The sequence below is a fragment of the Faecalibacterium sp. DFI.5.82 genome, from assembly GCF_029076575.1.
Taxonomy (GTDB): Bacteria; Bacillota; Clostridia; order Oscillospirales; family Ruminococcaceae; genus Faecalibacterium; species Faecalibacterium duncaniae.
The window spans coordinates 470,254-487,799 of record NZ_JARFIS010000001.1; the positions used below are offsets into that span (position 1 = coordinate 470,254).

At 60.9% G+C, this 17,546-nt stretch carries 21 protein-coding genes; 16 read left to right on the forward strand and 5 right to left on the reverse strand.

The features are described from left to right. Window positions 1-5: 5 nt before the first annotated feature. From P0G09_RS02415 to rpmB, 3 genes are all read right to left on the reverse strand, one after another. A complete protein-coding gene (locus tag P0G09_RS02415) occupies window positions 6-758 on the reverse strand; it encodes an alpha/beta hydrolase-fold protein (protein ID WP_275251824.1) in 753 nt (250 codons plus the stop codon). Window positions 759-776: 18 nt separating this feature from the next. After that, window positions 777-953 (reverse strand): DUF4250 domain-containing protein, encoded by a 177-nt coding sequence (locus P0G09_RS02420; RefSeq protein ID WP_207696926.1) that lies wholly within the window; start codon window positions 951-953, stop codon window positions 777-779. 67 nt (window positions 954-1,020) lie between these two features. Then, window positions 1,021-1,209 carry a 50S ribosomal protein L28 gene (rpmB, locus tag P0G09_RS02425; RefSeq protein ID WP_005932647.1) on the reverse strand — a complete coding sequence of 63 codons (189 nt, stop codon included), beginning with the start codon at window positions 1,207-1,209 and terminating at the stop codon, window positions 1,021-1,023. 187 nt (window positions 1,210-1,396) lie between these two features. Here rpmB and P0G09_RS02430 point away from each other — a divergent pair, with 187 nt between their 5' ends. The 9 genes from P0G09_RS02430 to P0G09_RS02470 all read left to right on the forward strand — a co-directional run bounded on the left by P0G09_RS02430 (window position 1,397) and on the right by P0G09_RS02470 (window position 8,938). Beyond that, on the forward strand, window positions 1,397-2,071 hold the full coding sequence (locus P0G09_RS02430; protein WP_097770771.1) for a site-2 protease family protein: 675 nt from the start codon (window positions 1,397-1,399) through the stop codon (window positions 2,069-2,071). Next, on the forward strand, window positions 2,072-2,797 hold the full coding sequence (locus P0G09_RS02435) for a ScpA family protein (RefSeq protein WP_223454035.1): 726 nt from the start codon (window positions 2,072-2,074) through the stop codon (window positions 2,795-2,797). Continuing rightward, window positions 2,794-3,324: an SMC-Scp complex subunit ScpB gene (scpB, locus tag P0G09_RS02440; RefSeq protein WP_275251825.1), complete on the forward strand. Its 531-nt coding sequence runs from the start codon at window positions 2,794-2,796 to the stop codon at window positions 3,322-3,324. The genes P0G09_RS02435 and scpB overlap by 4 nt, the downstream gene beginning before the upstream one ends. Then, complete coding sequence (locus P0G09_RS02445; protein WP_275251826.1) at window positions 3,321-3,992, forward strand: DUF2953 domain-containing protein; 672 nt, start codon at window positions 3,321-3,323, stop codon at window positions 3,990-3,992. The genes scpB and P0G09_RS02445 overlap by 4 nt, the downstream gene beginning before the upstream one ends. A 115-nt stretch (window positions 3,993-4,107) precedes the next feature. Further along, entirely contained in the window at window positions 4,108-4,512 is a 405-nt protein-coding gene (ytfJ, locus tag P0G09_RS02450; RefSeq protein WP_156069760.1) for a GerW family sporulation protein, read from the forward strand. A 226-nt stretch (window positions 4,513-4,738) separates the two neighbouring features. After that, window positions 4,739-5,572 (forward strand): pseudouridine synthase, encoded by an 834-nt coding sequence (locus tag P0G09_RS02455; protein WP_097770775.1) that lies wholly within the window; start codon window positions 4,739-4,741, stop codon window positions 5,570-5,572. Window positions 5,573-5,746: 174 nt separating this feature from the next. Continuing rightward, the gene (locus P0G09_RS02460) at window positions 5,747-7,066 is read left to right on the forward strand and encodes a carboxyl transferase domain-containing protein (RefSeq protein WP_098922528.1); all 1,320 of its coding nucleotides are present in this window, start codon (window positions 5,747-5,749) and stop codon (window positions 7,064-7,066) included. Window positions 7,067-7,130: 64 nt separating this feature from the next. Next, a complete protein-coding gene (locus P0G09_RS02465) occupies window positions 7,131-7,511 on the forward strand; it encodes a biotin/lipoyl-containing protein (protein ID WP_005932671.1) in 381 nt (126 codons plus the stop codon). Window positions 7,512-7,534: 23 nt separating this feature from the next. After that, window positions 7,535-8,938 (forward strand): oxaloacetate decarboxylase subunit alpha, encoded by a 1,404-nt coding sequence (locus tag P0G09_RS02470; RefSeq protein WP_097770778.1) that lies wholly within the window; start codon window positions 7,535-7,537, stop codon window positions 8,936-8,938. Between the two features lie 80 nt (window positions 8,939-9,018). Here P0G09_RS02470 and P0G09_RS02475 read toward each other — a convergent pair whose 3' ends face one another. Beyond that, on the reverse strand, window positions 9,019-9,693 hold the full coding sequence (locus P0G09_RS02475; protein ID WP_275251827.1) for a hypothetical protein: 675 nt from the start codon (window positions 9,691-9,693) through the stop codon (window positions 9,019-9,021). A gap of 210 nt (window positions 9,694-9,903) precedes the next feature. Continuing rightward, complete coding sequence (locus tag P0G09_RS02480; protein ID WP_275251828.1) at window positions 9,904-10,458, reverse strand: TetR/AcrR family transcriptional regulator; 555 nt, start codon at window positions 10,456-10,458, stop codon at window positions 9,904-9,906. A 237-nt stretch (window positions 10,459-10,695) separates the two neighbouring features. Between P0G09_RS02480 and P0G09_RS02485 the strand changes: the two genes are divergently transcribed. Genes P0G09_RS02485 through rsmB form a run of 7 tightly spaced genes read left to right on the forward strand, consistent with a single transcriptional unit; the run spans window position 10,696 to window position 17,546 of the window. Continuing rightward, on the forward strand, window positions 10,696-11,574 hold the full coding sequence (locus P0G09_RS02485) for a YicC/YloC family endoribonuclease (RefSeq protein ID WP_098925172.1): 879 nt from the start codon (window positions 10,696-10,698) through the stop codon (window positions 11,572-11,574). A gap of 31 nt (window positions 11,575-11,605) precedes the next feature. Further along, window positions 11,606-11,875 carry a DUF370 domain-containing protein gene (locus P0G09_RS02490; RefSeq protein ID WP_005932684.1) on the forward strand — a complete coding sequence of 90 codons (270 nt, stop codon included), beginning with the start codon at window positions 11,606-11,608 and terminating at the stop codon, window positions 11,873-11,875. Window positions 11,876-11,879: 4 nt separating this feature from the next. After that, window positions 11,880-12,452 (forward strand): guanylate kinase, encoded by a 573-nt coding sequence (gmk, locus tag P0G09_RS02495; protein WP_156069716.1) that lies wholly within the window; start codon window positions 11,880-11,882, stop codon window positions 12,450-12,452. 23 nt (window positions 12,453-12,475) lie between these two features. Further along, complete coding sequence (gene priA, locus P0G09_RS02500; RefSeq protein WP_275251829.1) at window positions 12,476-14,737, forward strand: primosomal protein N'; 2,262 nt, start codon at window positions 12,476-12,478, stop codon at window positions 14,735-14,737. A gap of 30 nt (window positions 14,738-14,767) precedes the next feature. Further along, window positions 14,768-15,304, forward strand: a complete 537-nt coding sequence (gene def, locus P0G09_RS02505) for a peptide deformylase (protein ID WP_275251830.1) — start codon at window positions 14,768-14,770, stop codon at window positions 15,302-15,304. Continuing rightward, the gene (gene fmt / locus P0G09_RS02510) at window positions 15,304-16,224 is read left to right on the forward strand and encodes a methionyl-tRNA formyltransferase (RefSeq protein ID WP_275251831.1); all 921 of its coding nucleotides are present in this window, start codon (window positions 15,304-15,306) and stop codon (window positions 16,222-16,224) included. Before def ends, fmt begins: the two co-directional genes overlap by 1 nt. After that, on the forward strand, window positions 16,224-17,546 hold the full coding sequence (gene rsmB / locus P0G09_RS02515) for a 16S rRNA (cytosine(967)-C(5))-methyltransferase RsmB (RefSeq protein ID WP_005932698.1): 1,323 nt from the start codon (window positions 16,224-16,226) through the stop codon (window positions 17,544-17,546). Before fmt ends, rsmB begins: the two co-directional genes overlap by 1 nt.

A 17,546-nucleotide genomic window follows, 5' to 3' on the forward strand; every position in this document is an offset into this window, starting at 1 on the left:
CTCCATCAGCCGAACACACGGGCGGCAAAGAGATTCAGCTCCTTGCCCCACCAGTACCAGTCGTGGGAGACATCGCTGCCCCACACTTCCAGATGCACGGGCAGGCCGCAGTCGGTCAGTGCATCGGCCATGGCCTGGGTGTCCACCAGCGCGTCGCCCTCGTAGCTGCCCTGACCGGCACAGAGGAGAAGGGCATTCTCCTCAGCCTTTGCCAGCAGCTTCTTGTCCACAAGGACGTCCTCTGCCAGATAGGCCAGGGGAGCATTGCGCAGGACCAGGTCATCTGCTGCATTGCCCAGGAAACGGCGCACATCGTACAGACCGGAAAGGCCGATGGCACCCGCGAACACCTTGGGGCGGCGCAGGCGGCAGTTCACTGCCTGATACGCGCCGGTGTCCACACCCACCGCCCAGAGCAGGGTGTCCTTTTTGGCACCGTTCAGGGTCAGGATGCGGGGAGCCAGCTCGCTTGTCAGGTAATTGAAATACTTTTCCTGCATCTCGGCCCGGCGGCGGGGAGCCGTGTCCCCGGCCAGCAGGCTCTCGGCATCGATGCTGTCGACGCAGAACAGCTGCACCTTGCCCTCATTCAGCAGCGGGGCAATGGCATCGGGCATCCCGTTGTTTTCCCAGTCGTAAAAGCGACCGCCCCGCGCGGGCAGAGCCAGCACCGGCGTACCGGCATGGCCGTAGACCTTGAACTCCATGTCGCGGCCCAGCATCCGGCTCCATTCCTTATAATACGTCCCTTGGATCATGGCAGCATCCTCCTGTTGTCACACAAATTGATTGCGCTGGGGGTCATAGGTGTACCCCACAGCGGAAAGCCTGGCACACAGCGCGGCCTTGTCCTCGTCCAGATCCTCGCACAGCGCGTCCAGAGTGGGGTAGAAGTCCCGCAGCTTCAGGTTGATCATGCTCAGCAGCATGATCGGGTCATTTGGCAGAGCCATCGTCGATCCCTCCAGAAGATAACAAAAAAGCCGGCCACTCGACAAAGTGACCGGCAGATGCAGCTACTTAGACAGCGCGGGTAACCTTGCCAGCGCGCAGGCAGCGAGAGCATGCGTAGATATACTTGGGAGAGCCTTCCACGACCGCCTTGACACGACGGACATTCGGCTTCCAGGTACGGTTGGAACGGCGATGAGAGTGGGAAACCTTGATACCAAAGGTAACACCCTTGCCGCAGCATTCACACTTAGCCATGGTACTTGCACCTCCTACAGTGAAATATGGAATTCAAAATAATCAGCTTAACTATTTTACCAGAGATGCGGAGAAAAAGCAAGAGTAAATTTGATTTTTCCGCAACTTTTTTCTTGCAGGGCCAAACCCTTGCCCCAAAAGCGAAAAAATAGTACAATAGGATAAAATCCAACTGAGGGAGAAACAAATGACCGCACAAGGAATGTATTATCTCATCCGGGCACTGGTGACCCTGATCGCCATCCCGTTCCATGAGGCGGGCCACGCGCTGGCCGCCTGGCTGCTGGGCGACCCCACCGCAAAGCGGGAGGGCCGCATCAGCCTGAACCCGTTCCGCCACTTTGACCTCGTGGGCACCCTCTGCATGATCTTTGCGGGGGTGGGCTGGGCAAAGCCTGTTTCCACCGACCCCCGCAATTTCAAAAACCCCAAGTGGGGCATGGCCCTCACCGCGCTGGCAGGCCCGGCGGCCAACCTGCTGCTGGCCTACCTCGGCATGGTGGCGTGGAAGATCCTGTATTATTGGGCCCCCACCACCATGATCACGATTTTCGCAGCCCGCTTCCTCCAATACTTAGTGATGATGGATGTGGGCCTTGCGGTGTTCAACCTCATCCCCATCCCGCCGCTGGACGGCAGCCGCATCCTGCTGGTGGTGCTGCCCCAGCGCATCTACTTTCAGATCATGCGGTACGAGCGCGTCATCTTCGTCATCCTGCTGGCGGCTGTCTGGGCCGGTGTGCTGGATGGCGTGCTGGGCACCTTCAATGATGTGGTCTGGGATCTGCTGGATCTCGGCACCGGCTACATCGACCAGATCGCCTATTCTGCGTACTATGCAGCCATCGGGACGGTGATCTGAGTGGCAGAAGAACTGACCTTCCGTCTGGAGGATTTTGAGGGCCCGCTGGAGCTGCTGCTCACGCTGGTGCAGAAGCACAAGATGGACCTGCACAACATCCCCATTCTGGAGCTCATCGACCAGTACACCCGCGCGGTGGAATCGGCCGAGAGCACCGACCCTGAAATTTCCAGTGCCTTTATCGAGATGGCCGCCCACCTGGTGGAGATGAAGAGCTATCTGCTGCTGCCCCGCAGTGAAGAGGGCGAGCGGATGAAGCAGGAGCTCACCGGCCAGCTCATTGAATATGACCAGTGCCGCCGGATGGCCGCCCGTCTGCGGGAGCGGGGAGAGGAGCACACTGTGTTCGTGCGCACCCCGGCCCGGCTGGAATGGGACAACACCTATGATCTCTTCCATTCGCCGCAGGTGCTGGCAGACTGCTGGCAGGCCCTGATGGGGCGCACCACCGTCCGCAAAGTGCCCACCCAGCAGCAGTTCGAGCCGCTGGTGTCGGCTCCGCAGGTCTCGGTGAGCAGCCGGGTGGTCTACATCCTGCGCCAGCTCATTGCAGGCGGTGCAAAAAAGATGGACCAGCTGTTTTCCCGCCGCCAGACCCGGGGGGCCAACGTGGCCACCTTTCTGGCGCTGCTGGAGCTGGTGCGCGGCGGCCGTGTGACGCTCGGCCCGGAGGGCGAGCTGAAGATGCGCCGGGGCCGCATTGACCGCACAAAGGAGGAGCAATGAATCAGAAACAAATTCGTGCCGCAGTGGAAGCAATGCTCTTTGCCTACGCGGAGCCCATCGGGGCCGATAAGCTGGCTCAGGCACTGCAGCTGCCCACCGCCAGCGTGGAATCTGCGCTGGAAACACTGCACGAGCGCTGCCAGAGAGAGGACAGCGGCCTGTGCCTGCTCCACCTGAACACCCACTGGCAGCTGGCCACCAAAACGGAATTTGCGGAGTGCATCCGCCGTGTGCTGGACACCCGCCGTTCCATCCCGCTGGGCCCGGCGGCCATGGAGACCCTGACCGTCATCGCCTACAACCAGCCCGTCTCCCGCGCCTTCATCGAGCAGGTGCGCGGCGTGGATTCCTCCTCCAGTGTGTCGAGCCTGCTGGAAAAGGGGCTCATTGAAGAGGCAGGCCGTCTCGATCTGCCCGGCAGACCGGTGGCTTTCCGCACCACGGATGTGTTCCTGCGGTGCTTCGGCCTGTCCAGTCTGGAAGATCTGCCCCCGGTGCGGGGCACGGAAAGTGAGGCGGCCAAATGAGCGTCCTGTGGAGTGTTCTCGCTGGTATCGGTACGGTGCTGCTGTTCCTCTTAAAAGGAGTAGGCATCCTGCTGCTGGTGGTGCTGGTGTTGGGTCTGCTGCTCATGTTCTGCCCCTTCTGCGCCGATGTGCAGTGGGCGGAGGGCATCTTTCAGGTAAAGGCCGGTGCACTGGGCATCACCTTCCCGGTGTTCCGATATCCCGCGCCGGAAAAGCCGGAGAAAAAGAAAAAAGAAAAAAAGAAGAAAGCGTCCGGCGCACAGAAGCCCAAAAAGGAAGCCCCGCCCCGCCAGAAGGCGAAGCTGACCCTGCAGATCGTCTGCACCATCTTAAAAGGGGCGGGAAAGCTCACCCGGGCCATCATCGGCTCCCTGCGCTTCACCCGGATCGACGTTGTCCTCGGTGTCCGAGGCGAAGACCCTGCCGAGGCTGCCCGCAGCTATGGCAGGCTGAACGCCTGGCTCTACCCGACGCTGGGCTTCCTGGACCGGTTCCTCTATCTGGACTTTGAGCAGCTCCGGCTCCTGCCGGATTTCGGCAGCGCCGAGCCCACCGTAAAGGATCACGTCTCCTTCCGGGTCACGGCCCGGGCCTACGCCATCGTTTTCACGCTTCTGCGCGTTCTGTATGCGTTCTGGCGCGAAAAGGTACTGGACGTTTTTATCTAGCTCGGGTATAATATTTTTGTATGGTGTGTCCGCGTCCCGGCCCGTACAGGGCAGGGAAGTGGTTCCGTGGGAGCGGCGTTCCACTCCCCGATATAGAAGTAAGGAGGCCGAATTTATGGCTGAGCATCCCATTCAAAACCTGATGAACGTTACGATGGACAAGATCCGTCAGATGGTGGATTCCAACACCATCGTCGGCAAGCCCATCACCACCGATGACGGCACCACCATCCTGCCGGTGTCCAAGGTGAGCTTCGGCTTTGCCTCTGCCGGCACCGATTTCGACGGCAAGAACGCCGCCAACAAGGATCTGTTCGGCGGCGGCTCCGGCGCGGGTGTCAATATCCAGCCCGTGGCATTCCTGGTGGTCAAGGATGGCTGTGTCCGCACCATCCAGCTCTCTGACGGCAACAACACCGTGGACCGCGCCCTGACCATGATCCCTGAACTGGTGGAAAAGGTCAGCGCACTCATTAAAAAGGACGAGCCTGCTGCTCCGCTGGAATCGAAAGCAGAGTAAGGCGTAAGGGACGGCGGGGAGTTTCGTGAGCAAGTGTCCGCTGGGGTGGGACCCTGTTGCCGCAGGCAATAGGGCGGGCGATGGAATGGCCCGTTTCACTTGCGAGGGAAAGCTCCCCGTTGGCCCGGAAACCAAGCCGTAACTGCAAGCTTCCAACTTGCAGTTTTTTCAGCGCATGCTCCGGCGTGCGTTTTTGAGCGCCGGGAGGCGCACAAGGAGTTTTATTATGGCAGAAGAACGTATTCAGAAAATCATGGCCGAGCAGGGCTTGTGTTCCCGCCGCGCGGCCGAGCAGATCATTGCCGAGGGCCGTGTCAAGGTCAACGGCCACCCCGTCAAGGTGGGCGACAAGATGGACCCCAACCGGGATGTGCTGCATGTGGATGACGAGCGCATCTACATCCAGAAGAACCAGCAGCTCTACTATCTGGCCCTGTACAAGCCCCGCGGCTATGTGACCACCGCCAGCGATGAGCTGGGCCGCAAGACCGTTATGGAGCTGGTCAGTGATATCCCCGCCCGCCTGTACCCGGTGGGCCGCCTGGACAAGGACAGCGAGGGCCTGCTGCTGATGACCAATGACGGTGCCTTTGCGCAGGCTGTCACCCATCCGTCGGGCGGCATCTCCAAGCTGTACCGCGTCACCGTGCAGCCCCGGGCCGATGAGAGCCAGATCCTGAAGATGAGCTCCGGCGTTGTTCTGGACGATGGCACCAAGACCATGCCCTGCGCCATCAACGTCGTCACCGATGAGCCTGGCCGCACCGTGATGGAGATGACCCTGAAAGAGGGCAAGAACCGCGAGATCCGCCGCATGTGCGAGGCCGTTGGTCTGGAGGTCGTCCGCCTGAAGCGCAACGCCGAGGGCGTGGTCAAGCTGGGAATGCTCAAGCCCGGCACCTACCGTGAACTGACCAAGGCAGAGGTCAACGGTCTGCGTGCCGCCGCCGCCAAGGGCCGCGCCCAGACCCGCAGCGCATCGCTGCAGTCCAAGGCTGCCGCCCGCCGCCCCAAGGGCCCTGTGGGCAGCGGCAATGCCCCCGCAAAACGGAGAAAGTGATCGTTTTTTCAGCTTTCACGGCGCAAAAATCGGCTGATTTTGGAAAAGATTGTGAAATTTTTCCGCAAAATGGGCCTTTCAGCCCTTGTGAACGCTCTCAAAATAAGGTATAATGATACTAATTTTGAAAGCTCAAAATAAAAAGCTCAAAATAGAAAAGCAGGAGGTCTTACCATGGCTTCAAAGAGTAACAAAGGAGAAATCCTCGCCAAGTTTTTCGATGACGGGGAGTATACCGCACTGTTTGCGGACGGCGCAGTGAGTGCTGCCTGCGGCTATGCGGCTGGTCAGCAGGCTTATGCTGTTTACCAGAACGGCGAGGCTGTCTCTGTCAAGGACGTTGAGAAGAACATCAAGGTCCTGGAGATGGCTGCTCAGACCGGCTGCCCGGTGGTCACGTTCTACAACTCTGTCGGCGCTAAGCTGGCTGAGGGTCTGGACGTTCTGACCGCCAGCGCCAAGCTGAACGCCACCATCGCCAAGGTGTCCGGTGTCATCCCCCAGATCGCAGTCGTCACCGGCGTGTGCGGCGGCACCAGCGCGCTGAGCGCTGCCAATGCTGACGTGTGCGTCATGGCTGAGGATGCAGAGCTGTTCTTCACCGCTCCGTTCACCTCCGCCGCCAAGGGCGACAAGGTCCCCGGCGCAGGCACTGCCGAGGCTGCTGCCAAGGCTGGTGTGGCTGCCATCGTGGCTGCCAACGCTGAGGAAGCTGCCGAGAAGGCTGCCCACATCGTGGGTCTGCTGCCCGCCAACAACCTGACCGGCCCCGCTATCTTCGAGTTCGAGCAGCCCACCAGCGTTCTGAGCGCCGGTGCTGCTCCCGAGAAGGCTGCCGCTGCCCTGATCGACAAGGACAGCGCTGTGGAGCTGTACGCAGGCTTCGGCAAGCACGTCTACACCGCATTCGCAACCATCGGCGGCAACGCTGTGGGTATTGTGGCCACCGGCGAGACCCTGTGCCACAACTGCGTGGCCAAGGCTTCCCGCTTTGTCCGCCTGTGCGATGCTTTCAGCGTGCCCGTGCTGACCATCGTCAACACCAACGGCTTTGCACCCAGCGCCACCGATGACATCGCAGGCGGCATCCGTGAGGCTGCCCGTCTGGCTGCTACCTATGCCGATGCTACCACCGCCAAGGTGGCTCTGCTGTCCGGCAAGGCTGTGGGCCCTGTCTACACCGCTCTGGCCAACGCTGACCTGAAGATCGCCGTCAACGGCTGCACCGTCAGCGCTCTGGAGCCCAACGCTGCCGTCTCCGTCCTGTACAAGGCCGAGATCGACGCTTCCGACAACATCATTGCCGCCACCAACGCCAAGGCTGCCCAGTACACCGCTGAGGTGTGCAGCGCTGCCAACGCCGTTGCCGCCGGTGCCGCTGATATGACCTGCGACGCTGCCAACGCCCGTGCAAGCGTGGTTGCCGCCTTTGAGCTGCTGAGCACCAAGCGTGCCGCCCGCCTGCCCAAGAAGCACGGCAACATGGCTCTGTAAGCGGTTCCGGAACGTAAACCGTACATCGAATCCATACATTGATTTTGTTCAGGAGGATCCTTCCATGAAGTACTACAATATTACCGTCAATGGCGTTGCTTACAGCGTTTCCGTTGAGGAGACCGCCGCAGGCGCTGCTCCTGTTGCAGCTCCCGCTGCTCCCGCCGCACCCAAGGCTCCGGCTGCTCCTGCTGCCGCTCCCAAGGCTGCTGCTCCCGCCGGTGCTGCCGGTGCCGTCACCGTCAAGGCTCCCATGCCCGGCAACATCCTGGATGTCAAGGTCGCAGCCGGTGCTTCCGTCAAGGCCGGTGACGTGCTGGTCATCCTCGAGGCCATGAAGATGGAGAACGAGATCGTTGCTCCTCAGGATGGCACTGTGGCCTCCGTCAACGTCAACAAGGGCGACACCGTCAACTCCGGTGACGTTCTGGTTTCCATGAACTGAGAACTGAGGAAGAGGTGACAACCATGGCCAAAAAGCCGATCAAGATTACGGAAGTCGTCCTGCGTGATGCTCACCAGTCTCTGCTGGCCACCCGTATGACGATGGATGAGATGCGTCCCATCCTGCCCGAAATGGATAAGATCCCTTACTTCTCTGTCGAGTGCTGGGGCGGCGCTACCTTTGATAGCTGCATCCGCTTCCTCGATGAGGACCCCTGGGAGCGTCTGCGCATCCTGCGCAAGGAGCTGCCCCACCAGAAGCTGCAGATGCTGTTCCGCGGCCAGAACATGCTGGGCTACCGCCCCTACGCCGATGATGCTGTCGAGTACTTTGTGCAGAAGTCTGTTGCAAACGGCATCGATGTCATCCGCATCTTCGACGCACTGAACGATCCCCGCAACCTGCAGACCGCCATCAAGTCCGCCAACAAGGAAGGCGCACATGTTCAGGGCTGCATCAGCTACACCCTGAGCCCCGTGCACAACAACGAGTACTTTGCAGCCTACGCCAAGACCCTGGAGGAGATGGGTGCAAACTCCATCTGCATCAAGGACATGGCTGGTCTGCTCACCCCCTATACCTGCTATGATCTGGTCAAGAAGCTGAAGGAGACCGTCAGCATCCCCGTGGATATCCACAGCCACTACACCGCAGGTCTGGCTTCCATGTCCATCCTCAAGGGCATCGAGGCAGGTGCTGATATCATCGATACTGCCATGAGCCCCCTGAGCCTTGGCACCAGCCACATGCCCACCGAAAGTCTGGTCGCTGCCCTGCAGGGCACCGATTACGACACCGGTCTGGATCTGAAGCAGCTGAACGTTGTCCGCGCTTACTTTGCAAAGCTGCGCGAGAAGTACATCGCCAACGGCCAGATCAGCCCCAAGAGCCTGGGCGTGGATGCCAACACCCTGCTGTATCAGGTGCCCGGCGGCATGTTCTCCAACATGCTCAAGCAGCTGAAGGATGCAGGCAAGGAAGATAAGCTGGACGAAGTGCTGGCTGAGATCCCCCGCGTTCGTGAGGACGCAGGCTATCCTCCGCTGGTCACCCCCACCAGCCAGATCGTTGGCACGCAGGCTGTGTTCAACGTCATCCTGGGCGAGCGCTACAAGATGGTCACCAAGGAGTTCAAGGGCCTGGTCCACGGCGATTACGGCAAGACTCCCGCTCCCATCAGCCCCGAGTTCACCAAGAAGATCCTGGGCGACGAGCAGCCCATCACCTGCCGCTTTGCCGACACCCTGGCTCCCGAGATGGACAAGCTGAAGGCTGAGGCCGCCAAGTGGGCAACGCAGGAAGAGGATGTTCTGACCTACGCAATGTTCCCGCAGGTCGCACCCAAGTTCTTCGAGAAGCGCAATGCCAAGAAGCAGGGCGTGGACGCTGACCACGCTGATTACACCAATCAGTCTCACCCTGTCTAAATCATAATACCAGAAGGGGCTGCTGCACCGTTTGATGCAGCAGCCCCTTCTTTTTGTTTTTATTTGTGCTCCCGCAGGTCTCAGTTGTTCTTGCCGTTCTCAGCCTTCATGGCGTTGTAGCCGATCAGCACGGTCCAGACATAGGCGCAGGTCTTGGGGATCATCAGCATACCGATCATGGGGTTGACATCTGCCCACAGCACCACCGGGAGATAGAAGCCGAAGCTCAGCACGATGGTCAGCCACATCCAGCGGAAAGCCTGATCCTTGTGTTCCCTGGCACTGCGGTAGAACAGCACGATGATCAGCAGGCCCAGCAGTGCAAAGGGGATGTTGCGCAGGATGCCCCAGGTCAGCGGGGTGTGGTTGGTCAGCCACTGGTTCTGCGGCATCATGCACAGAACGATGCGCACAGCGGAAAGGGCGTACACGGCAATGGTCAGATCCTTCTGGCCCTTGATCTGGTAGCGCTTGCGCCAGACGTAGTACAGCAGTACATAGAACACAGTCATGGTTACGGAGGTGATCCACTTGCCCAGGCCCAGAGGCACAGCGTAGCGCTCCAGGCCGGTGGTGCACAGTGCCAGTGCACGGGGCACCAGATGGAAGGAGTCACCTGCGCCCAGCACCACGGCCATCAGGCCGAACAGGCGGAACTGGGTGCCAGCCTTGCTGCCGCGGATCATGCGGATACCCAAGGTCAGCACGGTGACCAGATAGAAGATGTCGAAAACGGTCTCAATGATTGCTCTCATAAAAAGGTTGCTCCTTTACGGTTGGTTTGCTGCTCTATCGCGATCCGGTCAGCGATTGCCGGCCGGACTGCATCGTTGTGATGTGCAGGCTGCGCCTGAAAAATGCAGCCTGCCGTGGGTGGAATGCTGGGGGAGATGTCCCGCAGTAATCAATATGAACGCTGTTCATTTTTGGCCGTAAAAAACTCCCACAAGACTGTGGGATGTTTTTTACACTTCATAAATGGTCCTGCGGATGATCTCCAATACCGCTGTGGGGTTAAAATCCTGCTGCACCACGGCAGAAAGCATGAGGGAGAACAGGATGCCCGCAAATTTCTGGCGGGTGAACTCCTCAGTAAATGCGTCTGGCCGGATCTTTTTGTCCCTGGTCAGCACCATGGTCAGCGCATCCAGAATGTGCTGCCAGGTCTGCCGCATCTGCTGCTTGCCATCGGCGGCATCCTGCCGCACAAAGCCAAGCGCGTGGTGGGTGAAGAAGCCGGGGTATTGCTCAGAGCCGTACTCCATCTGCCGGTACATCCAGCGGATGCAGGACAGGGTATCCTCAAACACCGCCGGGTCGTCCGGGTGGCGGAAGATATCGCTCCAGATGCTTTCCGCCGCCGCGCTCACCAGTTCGGTCTTGGAACCAAAGTAGTTGTAGATGCACCCCACGGATACCCCGCAGGCTGCTGCCACTGCACGGATGTTGACCGCTTCCCATCCATTCTGCTGGATGAGGACCCGGCTCGTTTTCAGGATCTCCTCCTTGGACGTTGCCATCGGATTCGTGTGACCACCCCCTCAACATGAACGCTGTTCACTATGCATAGTATAGCGCTGCTCCTGCCCCTTGTCAAGGGGGTAAAATAGATTTTTTTCGCCGCATTGCTTGCAAAAAAAGGGGCGGCAGAGTAAAATATATAGTATATGTATCGTAACATGGGTCTGTGTGCTCCAAAGCGGATACATATACGAAGAATGTCCGCAGAAAACCCTTTGGAATACGAGGAAAAAAGCATGATTTTGAGCATGACCGGTTTTGGCCGGGGAACTGCTGTGCGCAATGGTCGTGAGATCACGGTGGAGCTGCGCAGCGTCAATTCCCGGTACTTTGAGTATTCTTCCCGGATGCCCCGCACCTGCAGCTATCTGGACAGCCGCCTGAAAAAGCAGCTGAACGAGCGGGTGACCCGCGGCAAGGTAGAACTGAGCCTGACGGTGCAGACCGTGGATGCCGCCGATACCGTGGTGGCTGTGAATCAGGAGCTGGCCAAGAGCTACCAGCAGGCCCTGCGGGACCTGTCTGAGACGCTGGAGGTCAAGAACGATGTGACCGCCGGGATGATCGCCCGCTTTCCCGATGTGCTGACCACCCGCCACGCCGATGTGGATGAGGAGCAGCTGTGGGAGGATGTTTCCGCTGTCACTGCCCAGGCGCTGGACCGCTTTGTGGAGATGCGCGCCGCTGAGGGTGCCAAGATGAAGGCTGACGTGGAGAACCGCCTGCGTTTTCTGGAAGAATGCGTGGGCCGGGTGGAGACCCTGAGCGCCGGTCGGGTGGAGAACTACACCAACCGCCTGTACGAAAAGCTCAAGGTCATTCTGGAGGACCGGAACATCGATGATGCCCGTGTCCTGACCGAGGCCGCCATCTTTGGCGACAAGACCGCCGTGGATGAGGAGACCGTCCGCCTGCGTAGCCACATCGCCCAGTACCGCTCCATTCTGGAGCTGGACGAGCCCGTGGGCCGCAAGCTGGATTTCCTGACCCAGGAGCTGAACCGTGAGACCAATACCATTGGTTCCAAGTGTCAGGATCTGGATATCACCCGCATCGTGGTGGATATGAAGGCGGAGATCGAAAAGATCCGTGAGCAGATCCAGAATCTGGAGTAAACCCTGAGATTCAGATGGTTCGGAGGAAAAGATGAAACTGATCAACATCGGCTTTGGCAATCTGGTCAGCGCGGGCCGGGTGGTGGCTGTGGTCAGCCCCGATTCTGCCCCGGTCAAGCGTCTGGTCAAGGAAGCGCGGGAGCGGGGGATGCTCATTGATGCGTCCTATGGCCGCAGCACCCGCGCCGTCCTCATCATGGACTCCGACCACGTTGTCCTTTCAGCCCTTCAGCCCGAAACGGTGGCCAGCCGTGCCGCCGGTCAGGCCGAGGGCAAAACAGTGACAGAAGAGGAGCAGTAAGACCATGGAAAATGAAAAATATCTGTTTGTCGTTTCCGGTGCCGCCGGTACCGGAAAGGACAGTGTGGTGAGCGCTTTGCGCAAGGCCCACCCCGAGATCGAAAAAACGGTTTCTGCCACCACCCGTTCCCCCCGCCCCGGGGAGCAGGAAGGGGTAGACTACTACTACCGCACCAAGGAGCAGTTCCAGCAGCTCATCGATCAGGATGAGGTCGTGGAGCACAACTTCTTCAACGGCAACTACTACGGCACCCTGAAGGAAGAGGTCAACAAGCGGCTGAACGCGGGCAAGCTGGTGGTCATGGTCATCGATGTGCATGGTGCGGCCAATATCCGCCGCATGTATCCCGGTGCCACCACCATCTTCCTGCTGCCTCCCTCCACCCAGGAGCTGGAGCGCCGCCTGCGCGGCCGCGGCACCGAGACCGAGGAGAGCATCCAGGAGCGCCTGGAGATCGCCCGCAATGAGCTGGCCCAGCAGGATAAATTCACCCTCAAGCTGGTCAACGACGAGGTGGATGCCTGCGCCGCCAGACTCTATGATGTCATCTGCCAGCGTGCGGGCCTGACCCGCTAAATCGCTTTGAAGGAGCTGCCTGAATGCCAAAAACGGTAGGCGTTGCAGTGAGCAACGCGACCTTTCATTTTGACAAACTCTATACCTATGCCGTCATGCCCGACCAGCAGGATACCGTCCGGCTGGGCAGCATGGTGCTGGTGCCCTTCGGGCGGGGGAGCCGTGCCCGGATGGGTGTGGTGCTGGCCTGCGATGCCGAACCGGAGAGCGCAAAGCTCAAGTTCCTGTTCGATGTGGCCCCGGCCTCTGCCTGCCTCACCCCGGAGCTGCTGCGGCTGGTGCACTTTTTGAAGGAGCGCACCTTCTGCACCTACTACGAGGCCGTCAAGGCAGTCATCCCCTACGGCGCGCAGTACAAGCCCACCGTGGCGGAGGACGGCGTGACCCCGGTGCTTCAAAAGCAGCTCGTCCGCCACACGGAAAATGCCTATAAGCTGGTGGGCACGCTGCCCCCAAAGCCCAGACCGACCGCCAAGCAGCTGGCTGCAGTGGCCCTGCTGGCCGGGGGAGAGCGCACCCTGTCTGCATTGGAGGAAAAGGGCATCAGCCGGGCAGTGCTGGACAACCTCTGCGCCAAGGGCGTGCTGGAATGCAGCAAGGTGAACAAATCCATCGACCTGTATTCTTCCATCCCACTGAAGAACGAGCCCATCCTTCTCACGGAGGAGCAGCAGGCCGCCTATGACGCGCTGCTGCCCGGGCTGGAGGATGCAGCCCCGCACTCGGCCTTGCTCTACGGCGTGACCGGCAGCGGCAAAACGCTGGTGTTCCTGAAGCTCATCGAGCACTGCCTGCAGATGGGCCGCCGGGCGCTGGTGCTGGTGCCTGAGATCAGCCTGACCCCTCAGATGATCCTGCGGCTGAAAAGCCAGTTTGGCAAGCGGGTGGCCGTGCAGCATTCCGCCCTCAACCATACCGAGCGCCTGCTCCAATGGCAGATGATCCAGGACGGCGGCGCGGATATCGTGGTGGGCACCCGCAGCGCGATCTTCTCCCCGCTGGAAAACATCGGCCTTGTCATCATTGATGAGGAGCAGGAGCACACCTACCGTTCCGAATCCGCGCCCCGCTACTCGGCCCACGAGGTGGCCCGGCAGCGCGCGGCGGAGAACGGGGCCCTGCTCCTGCTGGCCAGCGCCACCCCCAGCACCGAGAGCTATTATGCCGCCCAGCATGGCCGCACCCAGCTGGTGCGCCTGACCAAACGCTATGGCGGCAACCCGCTGCCCAAAGTCCAGATCGTGGATATGCGGGCTGAGCTTGCCTCCGGAAACCCCCGGGAGATCAGCCTTGCCATGGAGGATGCCATCCGGCACAACCTTGAGGCAGGCAAGCAGACCATCCTGCTGCTCAACCGCCGGGGTTACCAGACCGTGGCCCAGTGCGAGGACTGCCGCGAGGTGCTCAAGTGCCAGAAGTGCAGCGTGCCCATGGTCTACCACAAATCGGCCCACAAGCTGCTCTGCCATTACTGCGGCAGCCAGCTGGACCCGCCCCCTGCCAGATGCCCCGCCTGCGGCGGAAAACTGCAGTACCGGGGCTTTGGCACCCAGAAGGCCGAGGAGGAGCTGGCGAAGCTCTTTCCGGAGGCCCGCATCCTGCGGATGGATCAGGATACCACCGCCGCCAAGGATGCCCATGAAAAGCTGCTGGCAAAGTTTGCCCGGCATGAATATGACATCATGGTGGGCACCCAGATGGTGGCCAAGGGGCTGGATTTCGAGGATGTGACGCTGGTGGGCGTGCTGGGCATCGATTCGCTCCTGTTCGCCCAGGGCTTCCGGGCCTATGAGACCGTGTTCAGCCTCGTCACGCAGGTGGTGGGCCGGAGCGGCCGGGCAAAAGACCCCGGCTTTGCCATTATCCAGACCACCGACCCGGACAACCCGGTGCTCAACCTTGCCGCCGCGCAGGACTACGACGCGTTCTTCGAGCAGGAGATCGCCTACCGGAAGCTGGGGCTTTATCCGCCCTTCTGCGGGCTCTGTGTTGTGGGCTTTGCCGGGCCAAAGGAGAGCGAGGTGGCCCGGGCTTCCGCCCGCTTTGCGGCCCTGCTGGGCCGGCAGGCGGCCAAACAGCCCGACCTGCCCCTGCGGGTGCTGGGCCCCACCCCCGGCAGCATTGAAAAGATCAACGATTCCTACCGCTATAAACTCACCGTCAAGTGCCGCAACGACCGCCGTTTCCGGAACCTCATCCGGGAAACGCTGACCCTCTACGAGCAGGAAAAACTGCCCGGCAAGGCCACCGTTGTGGTCGATCTGCACTCGGACGGGGATATCTGATACAACACAACAAATTTTGGAGGTACCATTATGGCTATCCGCAATATCGTAAAAGAGGGCGACCCCATCCTGAACAAGGTCTGCCGCCCCGTGACCAACTTTGACGACCGCCTTGCCACCCTGCTGGATGACATGCGGGAGACGATGATCGCCGCCGACGGCGTGGGTCTGGCAGGCCCTCAGGTGGGTATGCTGCGCCGCGTGTTCGTGGTGTGGGACACCACCGATGCCCCCGAGGAGATCCCCGAGGATTATGAGTACAAGTTCATCGACTTCGTCAACCCCGAGATCCTGGCTGTTTCTGAGGATGAGGAGACCGCCTACGAGGGCTGCCTGTCCTTCCCCGGTCACAACGGTGCCGTGACCCGTCCCGTTGCCGTCAAGGTGCGTGCACAGGACCGCAACGGCAACTGGTTCGAGCTGGAGGCCGAGAACTTGCTGGCCCGCTGCATCCAGCACGAGAATGACCATCTGGACGGCATTACCATCATGGAGTCCGGCGAGTATTTCTACGAGGACACCGAGGAGGGCAAAAAGGCTGCCCGTGAAGCGAAAGGAAACAACTGATGCGCATTCTGTTCATGGGAACCCCGGATATCGCCGCGGAGTGCCTGAAGGCCCTGTATGCCGCCGGTCACGAGATCTGCGGCGTGTACACCCGGCGGGATAAGCCGGTGGGCCGCAAGCAGGTACTCACCGCGCCCCCGGTCAAGGAAGTTGCTCTGGAGCATGGGACTCCCGTGTTCCAGCCCCGCACCCTGCGGGACGGCAGCGAGGATGCCAACATCCAGGCGCTGGCCCCTGACCTCATCGTGGTGGTGGCCTACGGCTGCATCCTGCCTAAATCCGTGCTGGAAGCTCCGAAGTATGGCTGCATCAACCTGCATGTGTCCCTGCTGCCCAAGTACCGCGGCAGCGCCCCCGTGCAGTGGGCTGTTCTGAACGGCGACACCGAGACCGGCGTTTCCATCATGCAGATGGACGAGGGGCTGGACACCGGCGATGTGCTGGTCTGCGAGAAGATCGCCATCGGCCCGGAGGAGACCAGCGGCGAGCTGTTCGACCGGGTCACCGCCGTGGGTGCCCGCGTCCTCTGTGAGGCGGTGCCCGCCATGGAAGCTGGCACCCTCAAGCCCCAGCCCCAGCAGCATGAGAACGCCACCCTGGCCCCCATGCTGGACAAGGAGCTGGCAGAGTTCAGGCTGACCGATACTGCTGCGCACATCCACAACTGGGTGCGCGGCATGAACCCCTGGCCCATGGCCTGGTTCGTGACCGCAGGCGGCAAAAAGGTCAAGGTGACCGAGTGCCGCGTGGCTGCCTCCAACGGTGAGGCTCCCGGCACGGTGCTTTCCACAAAGCCCCTGACGGTGGCCTGTGCCGATGGCGCGGTCCAGCTGCTTCATGTGGTGCCTGAGGGCAAAAAGCCGATGGATGGCACCTCTTTTGCGGCTGGTCTGCGCCTCAAAGCGGGGGATACCCTCTGATGGCGGCCAATCCACGGGCAGCGGCAGTGGCTGCACTGGTCCGGCAGGAGCAGGACGGCTTCTCGAACCTTGTGCTGGATGCCGAACTCCGCCGTCAGAAACTGGAGGGCCGGGATAAGGCCTTTGCCGGTGCCATCTTCTACACCGTGCTGGAACATCAGGGCACGCTGGATTTCATTCTGGAACAGTTCCTGCCCAAGGGCCTTGCCAGGCTGGACCCGCAGGTGCGCGAGATCCTGCGGGCCGCACTGGCGCAGGCCCGCTATATGCAGGTGCCGGTGTCGGCGGCGGTGAACGAGGCCGTCAAGCTGACCCGCACCTTCAAAAAGGCGAGTGCGTCCGGGCTGGTCAATGCCGTCCTGCGCAAGGCCTGCAATTATGATCTGGAAACTGCCCGCTTCCGGAACGAGACCCAGCGCCTCATGGTGCTGGGCTCTGCGGGGCAGGATGTGGCAGAGTTTCTGCGCACCCATTACCCCGAAGAAGCGCTGGGCATCCTGACCCACACCGCCGACGGCGGCTGCACCAGCCTGCGGGCCAACTGCCTGAAAATGGATGCCGCGGCCCTCTGTGAAAAACTGCTGGAAAGCGGCGTGAAGAGCGCGCAGCCCGGCCTTGTGCCCGGCAGCGTGCTGGCAAAGTTTGAGGGCAGCCCGGCGGAGCACCCGCTCTTCAAGGAGGGCTGTTTCCATGTGGAGGGGCAGGCCAGCCAGCTGGCAGCCCTCTGTGTGGAGGCAAAGCCCGGCGATACCGTGATCGACCTCTGTGCGGCACCCGGCGGTAAAACGCTGCTGCTGGCCGAGGAGATGCAGGGGCAGGGCGCACTGTACAGCTGCGATGTGGCAGAGCACCGGGTCGGGCTCATCCGGAGCGCTGTGGAACGGATGGGCTTTGCCCATGTCACCGCCCTCTGCAATGATGCCACCCGCCCCAACCCAAAGCTGCCCGCCGCAGACCGCATTCTGGTGGATGCCCCCTGCAGCGGCCTGGGCATTCTGGCAAAAAAGCCGGATATCCGCTATAAGACGCTGGAAAAAGCACGCCACGATGAATTATTGGCCACCCAGTCGTCCATTCTGGACACAGCAGCCGCTCTGCTGAAAGCGGGCGGGCGGCTGGTCTACTCCACCTGTACCATCGACCCCGCCGAGAACGAGGAGCAGGTGGCGGCATTCCTTGCCCGTCACCCGGAGTTCCGGGTGGTCCGGCCCGCTGTGGCGTTCCCTGACGGAATGACAGTGGGGGAGCACGGGGCGCTCTCGGTGCCCACCCGCACCGGGATGGACGGCTTTTTCCTCTGCGCCATGCAGAAAACGCAATGA